Origin of the sequence: Parabacteroides sp. AM08-6 (assembly GCF_003473295.1) — a bacterium.
Lineage (GTDB): Bacteria > Bacteroidota > Bacteroidia > Bacteroidales > Tannerellaceae > Parabacteroides.
Window position 1 is genome coordinate 154,886 of sequence record NZ_QRMP01000005.1, and the last position, 16,664, is coordinate 171,549.

The 16,664-nt window shown below is 43.0% G+C and carries 13 protein-coding genes; 4 read left to right on the forward strand and 9 right to left on the reverse strand.

Annotated elements, in window-relative coordinates; all coding sequences use genetic code 11:
- Nucleotides 1-37: 37 nt before the first annotated feature.
- The 3 genes from creD to DW103_RS06175 form a co-directional block, all read right to left on the reverse strand.
- On the reverse strand, nt 38-1,360 hold the full coding sequence (gene creD / locus DW103_RS06165) for a cell envelope integrity protein CreD (protein WP_122274784.1): 1,323 nt from the start codon (nt 1,358-1,360) through the stop codon (nt 38-40).
- 65 nt (nt 1,361-1,425) lie between these two features.
- A complete protein-coding gene (locus DW103_RS06170) occupies nt 1,426-1,716 on the reverse strand; it encodes a transcriptional regulator (protein ID WP_122274785.1) in 291 nt (96 codons plus the stop codon).
- The gene (locus DW103_RS06175) at nt 1,688-2,329 is read right to left on the reverse strand and encodes a hypothetical protein (protein WP_233545624.1); all 642 of its coding nucleotides are present in this window, start codon (nt 2,327-2,329) and stop codon (nt 1,688-1,690) included. Before DW103_RS06175 ends, DW103_RS06170 begins: the two co-directional genes overlap by 29 nt.
- Before the next feature lie 165 nt (nt 2,330-2,494).
- Between DW103_RS06175 and DW103_RS06180 the strand changes: the two genes are divergently transcribed.
- Nucleotides 2,495-3,523, forward strand: coding sequence for an agmatine deiminase family protein (locus DW103_RS06180; RefSeq protein ID WP_122274786.1), 1,029 nt, complete (start codon nt 2,495-2,497; stop codon nt 3,521-3,523).
- A 30-nt stretch (nt 3,524-3,553) separates the two neighbouring features.
- A complete protein-coding gene (locus DW103_RS06185; RefSeq protein ID WP_122274787.1) occupies nt 3,554-4,429 on the forward strand; it encodes a carbon-nitrogen hydrolase in 876 nt (291 codons plus the stop codon).
- Nucleotides 4,430-4,458: 29 nt separating this feature from the next.
- Here DW103_RS06185 and recQ read toward each other — a convergent pair whose 3' ends face one another.
- Nucleotides 4,459-6,288, reverse strand: coding sequence for a DNA helicase RecQ (gene recQ / locus DW103_RS06190; protein ID WP_122274788.1), 1,830 nt, complete (start codon nt 6,286-6,288; stop codon nt 4,459-4,461).
- Between the two features lie 130 nt (nt 6,289-6,418).
- On the opposite strand from recQ, the gene DW103_RS06195 reads away from it, so the two are divergent.
- A complete protein-coding gene (locus DW103_RS06195) occupies nt 6,419-7,705 on the forward strand; it encodes a DEAD/DEAH box helicase (protein ID WP_122274789.1) in 1,287 nt (428 codons plus the stop codon).
- A gap of 96 nt (nt 7,706-7,801) precedes the next feature.
- Entirely contained in the window at nt 7,802-9,208 is a 1,407-nt protein-coding gene (locus DW103_RS06200; protein WP_122274790.1) for a Gfo/Idh/MocA family protein, read from the forward strand.
- 154 nt (nt 9,209-9,362) lie between these two features.
- Here DW103_RS06200 and DW103_RS06205 read toward each other — a convergent pair whose 3' ends face one another.
- From DW103_RS06205 to DW103_RS06225, 5 genes are all read right to left on the reverse strand, one after another.
- Entirely contained in the window at nt 9,363-11,288 is a 1,926-nt protein-coding gene (locus tag DW103_RS06205) for an NAD(+) synthase (RefSeq protein ID WP_122274791.1), read from the reverse strand.
- 164 nt (nt 11,289-11,452) lie between these two features.
- The gene (locus tag DW103_RS06210; protein ID WP_122274792.1) at nt 11,453-13,639 is read right to left on the reverse strand and encodes a glutamine synthetase III; all 2,187 of its coding nucleotides are present in this window, start codon (nt 13,637-13,639) and stop codon (nt 11,453-11,455) included.
- Nucleotides 13,640-13,674: 35 nt separating this feature from the next.
- Nucleotides 13,675-14,709 carry an aspartate--ammonia ligase gene (gene asnA / locus DW103_RS06215; RefSeq protein ID WP_122274793.1) on the reverse strand — a complete coding sequence of 345 codons (1,035 nt, stop codon included), beginning with the start codon at nt 14,707-14,709 and terminating at the stop codon, nt 13,675-13,677.
- A 116-nt stretch (nt 14,710-14,825) separates the two neighbouring features.
- Complete coding sequence (locus DW103_RS06220; RefSeq protein ID WP_122274794.1) at nt 14,826-16,094, reverse strand: ammonium transporter; 1,269 nt, start codon at nt 16,092-16,094, stop codon at nt 14,826-14,828.
- A gap of 81 nt (nt 16,095-16,175) precedes the next feature.
- Complete coding sequence (locus DW103_RS06225) at nt 16,176-16,532, reverse strand: P-II family nitrogen regulator (protein ID WP_122274795.1); 357 nt, start codon at nt 16,530-16,532, stop codon at nt 16,176-16,178.
- Between the last annotated feature and the right edge of the window lie 132 nt (nt 16,533-16,664).

Genomic DNA, 16,664 nt, shown 5'->3' on the forward strand with positions numbered 1-16,664 from the left:
GTACTTCTCCCGAAGTACCTTTTTCTGTTTAATAATTCTATTTTTCCTCCGTATCCTGCTTATACCAGTTGATTTTCCGTGAAGAATACATGATAATTGCCAAGAAAACAAATAAGCCGATACTTCCTATCAATAAGGCAACATCTTCTAATTGAAGAATTACATATAGGAAGGCATATAGAGTGCAAAGGAATACTGCTAATGCACCGGTTTGTTTTTTATTTTTGAAAATACTGTATGTATAAATCGTGATTAATCCGATGGTTGAAATACTGGCTACCAAATAAGCAATCGCAAAATTGATTTGTTCCGAAATAGAAAGTAACAAACTATAGAAAAGAATAAGAGCAAAACCGACCAATAGATACTGTATCGGATGGATACGTATATGTGTAAGTATCTCAACAAAGAAAAAGATAACGAATGTAAGTGCGATGAACATGATGGCATACTTGGCCGAACGCATGTTTTGCTGATAATGGTCGACAGGATCAATCAGATTTACTCCAAATGAAGCGTCATTGAAAGAAGATACCTGATTGTCCGACCACATTTCAGGAATATTACGGTTAAAACGAAGTATGCTCCATTTTGCTTCAAACTCATTATCCGTAATTGTATGTTCGGGACTAAAATTCCCAATGAAACCGGGCGATTTCCAAGCTCCTGCTACTTTCACTTTACTGGTTCTACCGATAGGAATAAAGTTGATTTCACAGCTTCCGTTCAGTTTTAATTGATAGTCGAATGTTAATGGGGCATCTGTTTGTGTAACAGAATCGGATAGATTGGCTATTAATAGTTTTCCTAAAAGCTCATCGTTACTACCGGCTGTTTCTGCCATATATGACTGGTTATTCAAATGGATATTTATATTGTCAGTAATTCCTCGTAAATCGGAGAGTCCGATGGTAATATAAGCACTATTCCAATGGATGACACTGTTTTCTATTTGTAGTGATTTGATTTTGTTAAATTGTCCCCGGACATTTATTTCACTTCTGTATAAAATGGTTTTATATATTCCGTAATATCGTTCTTCCGGAAATAGCCGGGCGTCGACAATGAATTCTTCCGGTGTGATATTCAACAGATGTTGCCGTTGTATGCTTTTATTGTTATCATCCGTATAAGTCGTGGTATAGGGCACGCATAGGATGGGACCGCAAATACTCTGGGCATTACTCCATTTGGCATTGATTTTTGCTATTGTTTCAATACTTCTGTTTTTCCGTTCCTGTATTAAATTCTGTATCATAAGTCCAGGCATTAGCAGGAATATACTTAATACGGCTATAATCAGTGCTTTAAATGTGATGTTCTGATTGTTCTTTTCCATTTTTTTTAGTGTTGTTTCCATATTGTTTATTATTTATAGTGAAGTGAAAAGTACTTTGTGATTCAAAGTTGATAGACAAAAAAATATTATTTTATTAATTCTTCCAAAGCATCCAGATGTTCTTTGAAACATTTCCTACCATCTTCTGTGAGCATGTAAGATGTATTCGGTTTGCGACCTATAAACTGCTTGAATGATTGGATGTAGCCTAGTCCTTCCAAGGATTTCAGATGACTTGCCAGGTTTCCGTCCGTCAGTTCCATCAGCTGTTTCATTGTATTGAAATCAGCAGAATCATTGACTGACAGTATGGACATGATTCCCAACCGGATACGGCTTTCGAATGCTTTATTTAATTTCGATATGATGTTTTTCATCCTTTTTCAGATCGTATTTAATATACATGGTTATACCATAAGATATATGGAAGAACCCAAAGCCGAATATCCAAAACCATATCCCGTGTTGTGTAAAGATTGCAGCGGCAACACCAAGGATAATTTCTAAAAGCCCCAAATAGTGAATTTCATCGTATGTATATTTGGATACATTCACCAATGCCAATCCGTAGAAGGTAAGCGTCATTGCAATTACCATCGGAATATTACCTTGCAATAGGAAAATAAAGGCAAATATTCCACCTGTCAGAAGAGGAATACTCAGATTGTATAAGGTTTTTCGAATGAGACTGCCGGATATTTTCTGATTGTTCTTTATCGCTTTTCTGCGGGAAAAATAGATGCCGAAAGAAATTGAAATCAACAGAATGACCATCGCATCAACAATAAGAAGGAGCATTTTGTGAAACATCTCTTCGTGTGTAGGTGTGAAATCATTATTAAGAGGTAGTATATAGAAGTCGGCAATAAAAGCTCCAATAATAGCTGTGATTCCCGCTACAATGCCGGATAATCCACTTAAAGATAGGAATTTAGATGAACACTCCATCATTTCCCGTATAACCTTTATGTCTTCTAGTTGTTTGTTCATAATATTTGTGAGAATAAAAAGTACTTTGTGATGCAAAGTTAAGTTGATTTATTTAATTACCAAATATTTTTATCTTTTTTTCTGTGTATAGGAATTTGTATCTTGTCGGTTATTAGTAGAGAAATGTTTACATTTGCATAAATATAGAAATGGATGTAAGAACAAATGGAAAATAAAATTATATTGCCGGCAGAATGGTATCCGCAGAGTGCTGTACAGCTGACCTGGCCACATGAAGGGACTGATTGGGCTCCGATATTGGAAGAGGTGATTCCTTGTTTTGTCTCGATAGCTAAAGAGGTCATAAAGCATGAAAAATTGTTGATTGTCTGTTTGGATGAACAGGTTGTACGGAATCAATTGGGGTTGGTGGATTACAGTCGTATTATTTTCCGGGAAATGGAAACGAATGATACTTGGGCACGCGACCATGGTGGAATATCCGTGTTTGATAATGGAGAACCTGTAGTCTATGATTTTGTTTTTAACGGCTGGGGAATGAAGTTTCCCGCAAATCTGGATAATTTGATTACCCGTAATTTGTTTGCACAAAGCACATTTGCAGATAATGTGTTGCCTGTCAATATGCAACCTTTTGTTTTGGAAGGCGGCAGTATAGAGTCTGATGGCCAAGGAACATTATTGACAACAGTGGAGTGCTTATCGTCTGTTAATCGTAACGAATATCTCCAAAAGGAAGAATTGGAAAGTTATCTGAAAGAGATATTGGGTTTTGACCGTATTCTATGGTTGGAAAACGGTTATTTGGCTGGCGATGATACGGATAGCCATATTGATACGTTGGCTCGTTTTTGCAGTGAAGATACAATTGCGTATGTACAGTGTACGGATCCGGAAGACGAACATTTTGAAGAACTTCAGGCGATGGAGCAAGAATTACAATCTTTTACACAGGCAGACGGTAAACCATATCATCTTATCTCCTTGCCAATGGCCGATAAAGTAGAATGGGAGGGAGAACGTCTTCCTGCTACTTATGCTAATTTTTTGATTATAAATGGTGCAGTATTGCTCCCTTTTTATAATTCACCAAAAGATGAACTTGCAAAAAATGCTTTGCAACGGGCTTTTCCTGACCGCGAAATTATCGGTATTAACTGTTTACCGCTGATTAAGCAACATGGTTCGTTACATTGTGTGACAATGCAGTATCCGGAAGGGTTTATTGAATGAATTTTAATAATGAATAATTGAAAGAAAGGGATGAAAGTAGGATTAGTCCAGCAGGCAAATAGTGCGGAACGTACGGCAAATATCGTGAAGTTGCAGCAGAATATTCGCTTTTGTGCTGCACAAGGTGCAGAACTTGTTGTGTTGCAGGAATTGCACAATGGTTTGTATTTTTGTCAGACAGAGGATACAAATGTATTCAATCAGGCAGAACCTATTCCCGGTCCTTCCACTGAAATATTCGGTGCTTTGGCAAAGGAATTAGGCATCGTGCTTGTTCTCTCCCTTTTTGAGAAGCGCGCTCCCGGTTTGTACCATAACACGGCAGTTGTTATAGAAAAAGACGGAACGATAGCTGGGAAATACCGGAAAATGCATATTCCGGATGATCCGGCTTATTATGAAAAATTTTATTTTACACCGGGTGATTTAGGTTTTGAGCCTATTCAAACATCCGTAGGAAAGTTGGGTGTTTTGGTTTGTTGGGATCAATGGTATCCCGAGGCTGCCCGGCTTATGGCTATGAAAGGGGCGGAATTGTTGATTTATCCGACTGCTATCGGATGGGAAAGTACTGATACCGACGAAGAAAAAGGACGCCAGTTGACTGCTTGGGTCACTGTTCAAGCGGGACATGCAGTTGCTAATGGATTACATGTGATAACCGTGAATCGTGTAGGGCATGAAGCGGATCCTTCCGGACAAACGAATGGTATTCAGTTTTGGGGAAATAGTTTTGTTGCAGGTCCTCAGGGAGAATTATTGGCAGAGTTATCTAATGATAAAGAAGAAATCTGTGTAGTGGAGATAGATAAGGCTCGTAGTGAAAATGTACGTCGTTGGTGGCCTTTTTTCCGTGACCGTCGTATTGATGCTTTTGGTGGCCTGACTGAACGTTTTCTGATATGAATTCTTTTTTCTGTTTTGTGCCCGAAACTTCAGCTTTCTTTGGGTAGGCGGAGGACGAAACGGATAAGAGCTACGAATACTTTTCCGTATTTGTCGAGTTTAAGTTGTCCTACACCACGTATTTCGCTGAATGCATCCAAAGTTGTCGGCTTTTTTTCGACCATATCATCCAAGGCATCATCCGAAAATATAATATAAGCGGGAATATGCTCCCGTTCGGAAATTTGTTTACGGAGTTGCTGTAAAGAATCCAGCAATGTTTCCTCCACGGATGCCGATTGGATAGGGCGGATGGGACGGTATTTGAAACCTCCTTTTTTAGTTGGTAAGGCAAAATCTTTTGTTTCTTTGTAGACTGTCATCATTGCGGTTTGTTCTCCAAAGAGTATTTTTCTTCCCAATTGTGTGACTTTCAGTCGTCCGGCTGAGGCATAATCGATTTCGATATAGCCCAATTGCAGCATTTGATACAGATATTCTTTCCATTCCTTGTAACTCAAATCTTTACCGACTCCAAACGTTTTCAGTTTGTTATATCCTTTTTCTGTCAATTCTGCTCGTTCGGAACCGCGTAAAATATCGATGAGAGTGGACATATTTACAAATTGTCCAGTTCGGAAAATGCCACTTAAAGCCTTTTGAACCAGAATGCTACCGTCAAAACGCTGAGGAGGATTTTTGCATACGTCGCAATTGCCGCAATCTGTTTCCGTTTCTTCTCCGAAATAACTCAACAGGATACGACGACGACAAATATCGGCTTCACAATAACGACGCATACGGTTCAGTTTTTGTAGGTTGACATCCTTCTGACCACTATCTTCGGCGAAACGACGTAGAATAATCAAATCGCCGACCGAATAGAAAAGTAACGTGTCACTTTTCATCCCGTCGCGTCCGGCACGGCCTATTTCCTGATAATAGTTTTCAATACTTCCCGGCATATTGTAGTGAATTACCCAACGTACATTGCTTTTGTCTATACCCATGCCGAAAGCAACGGTTGCGCAAACCACCTGTACCCGGTCGTTGATAAAATCTTCTTGCGCTTTTTCCCGTTTTTCGGGTGGTAAGCCGGCATGGTAAGCGATGGTTCGGATACTGTATTCCGCCAATTCTTCTGCTAATTTTTCCGTATTGCTGCGACTCATGCAATAAATAATACCGCTTTGGCGGTGATGTGCATGGATGAAATGGACAATGGCAGCAGTCTTTTCTTTTTTATTTAATCCGCGACGGATTGTGAGTGAAAGGTTCGGACGGTCGAATGAGGAAATAAATATTTTAGGGTCAACTAATTTTAACTGTTCGACGATATCTGTGCGTGTTATTTTGTCTGCTGTCGCAGTAAGTGCAATTAACGGGACTTTTGGAAAGTTCTCTTTCAGAACGGATAGTTGGGTATATTCCGGTCGGAAATCGTGTCCCCAATGTGAAATACAATGTGCTTCGTCGATGGCAATCAGTGAAATATCGATGCGTTGCAAGAGCCAATGAAGCTCGCTCATTATTCCTTCAGGTGAGATATAAAGCAACTTTACTTTACCTTGTATGCAAAGTTGGCGTATACGGTGGCGTTCTTCTTCGGGCATGAGGCTGTTGAGGGCTGCAGCTGGAATACCGTTGGCTATCAGGGCTTCCACTTGGTCTTTCATTAAAGCGATTAGAGGAGATACGACGATAGCTGTCCCTGGCAAATATATGGCGGGAAGCTGGAAGCAGATAGATTTTCCTCCTCCTGTAGGCATTAATACGAGCGCGTCTTTTTTTTGTAAAATACGTTGTATGATTTCTGCCTGTAGAGGACGAAACGATGTGTATCCGAAAAATCGCTTTAACAGCAATAACAATTCTTTCATGGAGTACTCAAAGAGGGTTCATTTGTCCGTTAGAGCTGCAAATATAAAAAATAATTGTAGAGATACCGGTTTTTTTGTACCTTTGCCGTCAATATTTACTAAAGGAGTCGCGACGGCTCATATTTTATACATGACATTTGAACAATTAGAATTGATAGAGCCGATACATAAGGCTCTCAAACAAGAAGGTTATACAACTCCCACCCCCATACAAGCCGAAGCCATTCCCGTTGTACTGGATGGATATGATTTATTAGGTTGTGCACAGACAGGAACAGGAAAGACTGCTGCTTTTTCCATCCCGATTATTCAGAAAATAGAACAAGAGAGTCGACAAGGTCGTAAGCCGGGTATTAAAGCTTTGATTTTAACTCCGACTCGTGAACTTGCTATTCAGATAGGTGAAAGTTTTGCGGCATACGGACGTTATACGAGAGTGAGGCATACTGTTATTTTCGGAGGTGTAGGGCAGAAGCCCCAGACAGATGCCTTGGAAAAAGGTATTGATGTGTTGATTGCTACGCCGGGACGTTTGCTGGACTTGATAAATCAGGGATTTGTCCGTCTGAATACACTTGAGTATTTTGTACTGGATGAGGCAGACAGAATGCTGGATATGGGTTTTATACATGACATCAAACGTATCTTGCCGTTGCTTCCGAAAAAACGTCAGTCTCTTTTCTTTTCAGCAACGATGCCGCCGGAAATCGAACGTTTGGCGGGAACTATTCTGCATGAACCGGAAAAAGTGGAAGTAACGCCTGCTTCTTCTACGGTAGATAAGATAGAGCAATATGTATATTTTGTTGAAAAAGCGGAGAAGGTTAATCTGCTGAAAAAGCTATTGGAAGACAAGTCGTTGGAATCTGTTCTGGTTTTTACCCGTACTAAATATGGTGCTGATAAAGTGGCACGTGTACTGAATAAATCAGGCATCGGTGCGGAAGCCATCCATGGCGACAAAGGACAAAATGCCCGTCAGCGTGCTTTGGGAAATTTTAAAGACCATACTACACGTGTTTTGATTGCCACAGATATTGCAGCTCGTGGTATCGACGTAGACCATCTTTCACATGTAATCAATTATGAATTACCCAATGTGCCCGAAACCTATGTACACCGTATCGGACGAACCGGACGTGCCGGACGCGAAGGGGTTGCTTTTTCTTTTTGTGATGTGGATGAAGTACCTTATCTGAAAGATATTCAGAAGCTGATAGGAAAAAATATACAAGTAGCCGGAGGACACGAATTTGAAACGGCAGAAGTCAAGGAGGCTGTTGCTGAAAAAAAGAAAGCTATTAAAGAAGAATCCAAGCGTCGGAATATGTTCGGAAGTAAGCGTGATGGTAGTTTCTGGCGGAATAAAAAGAGAACAGAACAACAAGAACCTAAAAAAACGCCTAAAAAGAGATAGATTTAGATTGTTTTGTAGCAATTGGGATTATATTTTTGGTTTTATAAAGATATTGTTATAATTTTGCTCACTTAACATAGAAATACTAAATAGAGCATGGAAAACACTCGTCGTTCATTCCTGAAAAAGGTGACCGCTGCCGGAATTGGTACAGCTGGTCTTGCATTGAGCGGTAACGCCGCCGCTACAGTAGTAACAGAAGCTCCTGCCGACAAAAAAAAGAAACCTGCCGGCAAAGATGATGGCAAACTTCGTTTTGGTTTTATAGGAACAGGTTCGCGTTGCCACGAACATATCAATAATGTTCTTTCTATCCCGGGTAATAAAATCGTAGCTATCTGCGATATCCAGCAAGGACCCATTGACAGGACTTTGAAGCATATCGCTAATTTTAATGTGGAAGCTCCGAAAGTTTACAAAGGTGGCGATTTGGAATTCCTGAAGATGCTGGACAATGAAGAATTTGATTGTATTATTATTGCCAGCCCTTGGGAATGGCATACTCCGATGGCTGTAGCAGCTATGAAAGCCGGTGTTCCTTATGTAGGAGTGGAAGTTTCGGCTGCTAACACGGTGGAAGAATGTTGGGATTTGGTGAACGTTTCGGAAGCAACCGGCAGTCACCTGAATATCATGGAAAATGTTTGCTACCGCCGTGACTGTATGGCTGCTTTGAACATGGCCCGCCAGGGATTGTTCGGAGAATTGCTGCATTGCGAATGTGGGTATGAACATGATTTGCGTGAGGTGAAGTTTAACGATGGCAAGAATTATAATTATGTACCCGGAAGCGGTGATTTACGTATGGGTCCGACAGCTTTTGCCGAAGCTCAGTGGCGTACGAATCACTCCGTACGTCGTAACGGTGATGTTTACCCGACTCACGGTATCGGTCCGGTTGCCAATTGTTTGGATATCAATCGTGGCAATCGTTTCATGTCATTATCTTCTATGGCTACCCAATCTCGTGGATTACATAAGTTTATTGTAGACAATGGTGGGGAAAACCATCCGTTGGCTAAGGTTCGTTTTAATTTGGGTGACATCGTAACTACAATGATTAAATGTGCTAACGGACAAACGATTATTGTGACTCACGATACCAATTCTCCTCGTCCTTATTCCTTAGGTTTCCGTGTACAAGGTACGGAAGGTTTGTGGATGAATGATGGCGATCACATTTATATCCAAGGAAAATCCAAACCTCATCGTTGGGACGATTCAGAAGAATGGCTGAAAAAATATGACCATGAATTGTGGGCTAAACACGAAGCTGAAGCTGCTGAAGCCGGTCATGGCGGTATGGACTATGTCATGATGTTCGACCTAATTAACGCTATTCGTAATAAGAAACCGGCTCCTATGGATTGTTATGATGCGGCTGCGTGGAGTGCAATATCGGGTCTGTCGGAAATGTCTATAGCCCGTGGTGGTGCTTTAGTTGATTTCCCGGACTTTACGCGTGGTCAGTGGATTCACCGTCAGCCGGCTTTTGCATTGTAAAAGATACTTATCTATGAATTAGATACGGTAAACGTTATATAAAAAGGGTTGTCTAACAATGATAGTTAGTCAACCCTTTTTTTGTAAGTTGGTATGATAATAAAAGAACTTACGTTTTTTCCATAAAAGTCTTACGCTTTTTCCCGGAAAAGCCTTAAAGTTTTTGTATTTCCTCAAGCCAAAGAGTAGCCATCGCATCGCTCGGCATACGCCAATCTCCACGGGGGGAGAGGCTGACGGAACCGACTTTCGGACCGTCGGGCAGGCAACTGCGTTTGAATTGTTGTTGGAAAAAGCGGCGGAAGAAAGTACTCAGCCATTTTTTTATTGTGACATTGTCGTAAGTTCCGGCAAAAGCTTTCTGTGCCAGGAAATAAATCTTGGATGGATGCGAACCGAAACGAAGAAAATGGTAAAGGAAGAAATCATGCAATTCGTACGGACCGACCAAATCCTCTGTCTTTTGCTTGATATTGCCGTTTTCGTCGGCCGGAATGAGTTCCGGGCTGATAGGGGTATCAACAATATCCAACAGGGTAAAGCGCGAGGTTTCATCCACTTTATGATTGGCAACCCATTCAACGAGGTATTTGACTAGTGTTTTAGGAATACTTCCGTTTACACCATACATAGACATGTGATCACCATTGTAAGTAGCCCAACCGAGTGCAAGTTCGGAAAGGTCTCCGGTTCCGACGACTAGGCCGTTTTCCTGATTGGCTACGTCCATCAGTATTTGGGTGCGTTCGCGCGCTTGGCTGTTTTCGTATGTAACGTCGTGTACGGACGGGCTGTGATTGATGTCTTTGAAATGCTGTAGACAGGCATCTTTAATGGATATTTCTTTCAGAGTAACACCAAGGGAACGAATGAGGTCGACAGCATTATTATAAGTGCGTCCTGTAGTGCCGAAACCGGGCATTGTAATGCCGATAATCTGCTTACGAGGCATTTTCAGGATGTCAAATGTCATGACGGTAACAAGCAAAGCCAAAGTGGAGTCCAATCCTCCCGAGATACCGACTACAGCTGTTCGGGCATGGGCATGGAGGATACGTTTGGCCAGACCGGCTATCTGTATATGGAAAATTTCATCACAACGTTCCTTTAGCGTATCACCGGATGGGGTAAACGGATGCGGGTCGATAGGACGGGTTAGCTCGAGGTTCTCTGGAGTTTGAACTTTAAATTCTACTGTTTTTGTTTCTTCCGGGAGCAGGGTAGAGGCTCCATACATAAAGCTGTTATTCACCAGACGGTCATTTTGTAATGTCTCGATATCGATTTCGCTGATGATGAGCTGTTCTTCCATCGTGAAGCGGGGAGAGGAGGCAAGCAAATTTCCGTTTTCCGCTATGATACCGTTACCGGCAAAAACGAGGTCGGTACTCGACTCTCCAAACCCTGAAGACGCATATACATATCCTGCTACACAACGGGCAGATTGCTGGCAAATCAATGAACGCAAGTATTTATGCTTGCCGATAAGTTCATTGCTTGCCGATATGTTAAAGAGAATATTGGCCCCTTCCATAGCCAACAGAGAACTAGGGGGGACGGGAACCCAAAGGTCTTCACATATTTCGATGCCGACAGATAGTTGTCCCGACTTAAACAGCAGGTGGCTACCGAGAGGGTATTCCTTTTTGCCGATGAGGATGGTCGATTTCCGCAATTCCGCAGCAGGTGTAAACCATCGTTGCTCCTGAAATTCTTTATAATTGGACAAATATGTCTTGGGGACGACTCCTAGTATTTCTCCCTTTTGGAAAGCTATGGCGGCATTGATAAGTCTATTTTCTGTCCGGAGCGGGGCACCGACAATGGTTAGAATATCTGTTTCGGCGGTATCTTTAACTAATTTGAGTAACGCCTTTTCTGCATTATTCAGTAATGTTTGCTGGGCGAACAGGTCCATACAGGTATAGGCTGTGACCGACAGTTCCGGGAAAGCCATCATCTGAACTCCTTTAGCTGATGCCTGACGCATCAGACCTGCTATCTTTTCTATATTATAAAAACAATCCGCAACCTGCACATGAGGCACTGCGGCAGCAACTTTTACAAATCCGTAGTTCATATTATTGTATTTATAGGCTTCAAAGATAAAGTTTTTGTACGGGATAAAAAAGAAGGAGAGCCGGCTTCACAGCGAACTCCCCTTGCAAACACAAAACAATCAACAAAAAACTACTGTCTGAATAATGAAAACAGGGGCAGATAGATGAACTGCCCCTTGTAAAATTATCTGATAAATAATAGTTCTCTGTATTTCGGTAATGTCCAAATCTGGTCGTCTACCACCAATTCCAATTTATCGATATGATAACGGATAGCTTCCAGCATCGGTACAATCGTATCATGGTAAGCGATAGCCTTTTCGCGTTCGCTTTCAATCTTGTTGGCGACTTTACGGGCTTCTATCATCTCGTCTACCTTTTCTTTGATGAAGTTAGTACGATGAGCGATGTCTTCAATGATTTCCAGGTTACGGGAAGAAAGAGCAGAAGCCTTCTCAGCCGGGAAGAGGTCTTTCATCTTGTAGACATTGTCAATCAAAGAAGTTTGATATTTGGTAGCTATCGGGATGATATGGTTCATTGCGATATCCCCTAATACACGGGCTTCAATCTGGATTTTCTTGGTGTAAGTTTCCCATTTTACCTCATTGCGGGCTTCCAATTCCTTACGGGTCATAATACCGGTCGATTCGAACATTTTCACACTACTATCTTTCAAGTAATTGTCAAAGATGAGCGGGACACTCGTTTCGCAATCCAGACCCCTGCGGAGAGCTTCGGCTTTCCATTCTTCGCTGTAACCGTTTCCGTCGAAATGGATAGCTTTACATTCCTTGATATCCTTGCGGAGGATTTCGAGGATAGCAGCAAATACTTCTTTACCTTCAGCTACTTTTGCGTCGACTTCTGTTTTAAAGAGTTTCAGCTGTTCGGCTACGGCTGCATTCAAAGCAAGCATAGCAGAGGCACAGTTGGCTTCTGAACCTACGGCACGGAACTCAAAGCGGTTTCCGGTGAAGGCGAAAGGAGAGGTACGGTTGCGGTCCGTATTATCGATAAATAACTCAGGAATACGAGCGATATCCAATTTCATTCCCTGTTTACCAGCCAGCATCAAGTCTTCCGGTTCGCTCTTTTCGAGGTGTTCCAATACTTCGGAAATCTGTGTGCCGAGGAAGCTGGAGATGATTGCTGGAGGTGCTTCGTTTGCTCCCAGTCGGTGAGCATTTGTTGCACTGGATATGCTGGCTTTCAACAATCCGTTGTGACGGTAAACAGCCATAAGAACGTTCACTATAAAAGTGATGAAACGTAGGTTGTCTTCCGGAGTTTTGCCCGGAGCCATCAGTAAGATTCCGGTGTCGGTACCCAACGACCAGTTATTGTGTTTACCTGAGCCGTTTACACCTTTGAAAGGCTTTTCGTGCAACAAAACACGGAAACCATGTTTGCGGCTAATCTTACGCATTAATGCCATAACCAGCAGGTTGTGGTCGTTGGCCAGGTTACATTCCTCGAAGATAGGAGCCAGTTCGAACTGGTTTGGGGCAACTTCGTTGTGACGTGTTTTCAATGGGATACCCAGTTTGAGGGATTCCATTTCCAAGTCTTTCATGAATTCCATTACGCGTGTCGGAATAGCTCCGAAATAATGGTCTTCCAACTGTTGGTTCTTGGAACTTTCGTGCCCCATCAGTGTGCGGCCTGTCAGTAACAGGTCGGGACGGGCGGCATACAAGCCTTCATCGATAAGGAAATATTCTTGTTCCCAACCCAGATAAGCATATACTTTCTTCACATCCGGATTGAAATAATGACAAACATCTACAGCAGCTTTGTTGACGGCTTCGAGGGCTTTAAGCAATGGGGCTTTGTAGTCTAAGGATTCGCCGGTATAGGCGATAAAGATAGTCGGGATACACAGTGTGTCACCAACGATAAATGCAGGAGAAGAAGGGTCCCAAGCTGAATATCCGCGTGCTTCGAATGTATTGCGGATACCACCGTTCGGGAAGCTGGACGCATCCGGTTCCTGCTGTATCAGCAACTTACCGGAGAATTCTTCGACCATACCGCCCTTACCATCATGTTCAACGAAAGCATCATGCTTTTCAGCCGTTCCTTCAGTTAGCGGATGGAACCAGTGTGTGTAGTGTGTTGCACCCATTTCAATGGCCCATTTCTTCATACCGGCAGCTACGGCGTCGGCTGTTTCACGGTCTAAGGGAGCCCCGTTGTCGATACAGTCTGTAATCCGTTCGTATGCCTTTTCTGGAAGATATTTGAACATCTTCGCACGGTTGAATACATTTTGTCCGAAATAATCAGACGGACGTTCGGCAGGTGCCGGTACTTCTACAGCCCGTTTCTTGAAGGCTGTTTCTACTACTCTAAATCTTAATTTTGACATAATACCTGATTTTATAGAGAATTAGTAATAATCAATTATAAAAGGATAATCCCATTCTGTTTGCATTCTTCAACCTGCTCTTCCGGCCATATAGAGGCTTGTACCTCACCGATATGGGCCTTGCGAAGGAAGAACATACAGAGACGGCTTTGCCCGATACCTCCACCGATGGAAAGCGGTAGACGGTCCTCCAGCAAAGCTTTGTGGAATTCAAGTTCCTTGCGTTCGGGACAACCGCAGATGTCAAGCTGGCGTGATAGTGCTTCTTTGTCTACCCGGATGCCCATGGATGAGAGTTCAAAAGCACACTTGAGTACATCGTTCCAGAGAATGATGTCCCCATTCAGCCCTTTAAATCCATTAGAGTTGACGGAACTCCAATCGTCGTAATCCGGGGCGCGTCCGTCATGCTTTTCTCCATTGGCAAGTTCGTTACCGATACCGATAATGAAGATAGCTCCGAACTTTTCGGCAGCTTTTGTTTCTCGTTCGCGCGGGGAGAGGCATGGGTACATGCTCAGTAATTCTTCTGAATGGATAAATGTTATCTCATTGGGCAAAAACGGAGTTATGTGAGGATAACAGTCGTATACCATCACTTCAATTTCTTTCAAAAGGGAATAGATGCAGCGAACCGTTTTCTTGAGATAATCCAGATTCCGGTCTGCCGGGTGTATCGTACGTTCCCAATCCCATTGGTCTACATAAAGAGAGTGGAGATTGTCCAGTTCTTCGTCGCCACGGATAGCGTTCATGTCGGTGTAAAGTCCGTATCCGGCAGGAATGCGGTATGAAGCCAGTTTCATCCGTTTCCATTTGGCTAGCGAATGAACAACTTCGGCTGTGCGGTCGCCCATGCAGTGGATAGGAAAACGGACAGGGCGTTCAACACCGTTCAGGTCGTCGTTGATGCCTGTTCCAGAAAGAACAAATAGGGGGGCAGTCACACGACGCAGGTTCAGTGATTTTGACAATTTTTCCTGAAAAGCGGTTTTCAGCATACGGATGGCCTGTTCTGTTGTTTCAGGCGTCAACGTCTGTTTGTAATCTTTTGGAATGATAAGTGACATAATCTTTATAGTTTTAAATGTTGATTGTTATCATGTATTTTCCCCTTCGAGGCAAGTATAACTCGCCCTTTAAGGCAAGGGTGGTGTCCCCCTCAAGGTAAGCCACCCTTTTTTTCTTAGCTGTTGTAAGCCGTTTCACCATGTTCGTAAATATCCAATCCTTCTTCTTCCACACGTGCCGGAACGCGGAGTCCATGTACGATGTCGAGTCCTTTGAATACCACAAATCCCATGAAGGCAGCCCAGCATCCTACCACTACGGCTCCGAATATCTGCGCCAGCAGGAAGTTTGCGCTTCCGCAGTAGAAAAGACCTTCTTCGGTAGCGAATAAACCGGTCAGGATAGTACCGAGACATCCACATACACCGTGTACGGAAGAAGCTCCGACCGGGTCGTCAATCTTCAGTACGTTGTCGATAAATTCTACCGCATATATCATCACTGTCCCGCAAATGGCTCCAATCAAAACTGCTCCTGCCGGAGATACCAAATCGCAACCAGCTGTGATACCGACCAGGCCTGCCAATACACCATTCAGTGTCAGTGAAAGAGACGGTTTCTTATATTTGCACCAGGCAACAACCAGAGAGAAGAAACCTCCGGCACAAGCTGCCAAGTTGGTTGTCAGGAATACATGTGAAATAGCCGTACGGTTACCTTCTCCGGAAGCGGCCAGCTGCGAACCGGGGTTGAAACCGAACCAACCGAACCATAGGATGAATACACCCAGAGCAGCCAGCATCAGGCTGTGGCCGGGGATAGCATGTGATTTCTTGTCTTTACCATATTTACCGATACGCGGGCCGAGAATGGCTGCACCGACTAGGGCAACCCAGCCTCCTACAGAGTGGACGATGGTAGAACCTGCGAAGTCGTGAAACGTGGTTCCGAAAGTATTCATCATAAAACTACCTTCTTCGCCATTCATCAACCATCCGCCTCCCCATGTCCAATGACCGCTTACCGGATAAATCAGTACGCTGATAAGGACCGTATAAGCCAGATACATGGAAAATTTCGTACGTTCGGCCATAGCACCGGAAACGATGGTGGCAGCTGTCGCGCAGAACACTGTCTGGAATACCAGAAACCCTTCGACCGGCAGTTCTGTCTTATAGAAACTGATATTAAACAGGTGAGGTATTCCGCAGAAACCTCCTGTACCGAACATAAGACCGAAACCTATGGCCCAGAAGAGCAGCGAACCCAACATAAAGTCGAGTAAGTTCTTCATCAATATATTTGCCGTATTCTTTGTACGGGTAAAACCGGCTTCCACAAGGGCGAATCCCGGTTGCATGAAAAACACTAACATGGCTGCAAGCAGCATCCACACGGTATCTAGCGATAGGGCTAAATCTGTAATTGTATATGTTGTATCCATAAAGCTTTTGTATTTGTAGTTAGTAGCTGGTAGTTAGTCGTTGATGACTGCTAACTACCTGAACTTCTTCTCTTTCTTTTCTTATTCTTCCTTTTCTGCGTTATAGAGAGCGATGTCGCCACGTTCGCCGGTACGGATGCGGATAGAGTCTTCAACCGGAATGACGAAGATACGTCCGTCTCCGATTTCACCAGTCTGGGCCGCCTTGATGATAGCTTGTATTGTTTTCTCTACATTTTTGTCGCGTACTACGATGGAGATAAGTATCCGTTCGATGTAGCTTGTGTCGTACACAACGCCACGATAGATACGTCCTTGCCGTGCTTTGCCAACTCCTCTTACCTCATAGTAAGAGAACCATTCAATGTTTGCCGCAAGAAGAGCTTCCTTCACTTCCTCGAACTTGGTCTTGCGAATAATAGCTTCAATCTTTTTCATAACTTAAAGAGTTTGGGTGATGTCTCACCCGATTAATACTTTTGGAAAAGGTGTATAGAAGCCCGCCTCTCTTAGTTAGGGGATGGCTATGCGGTATAACATTCTATAAAATCAATAAACAGACGGGCTTTT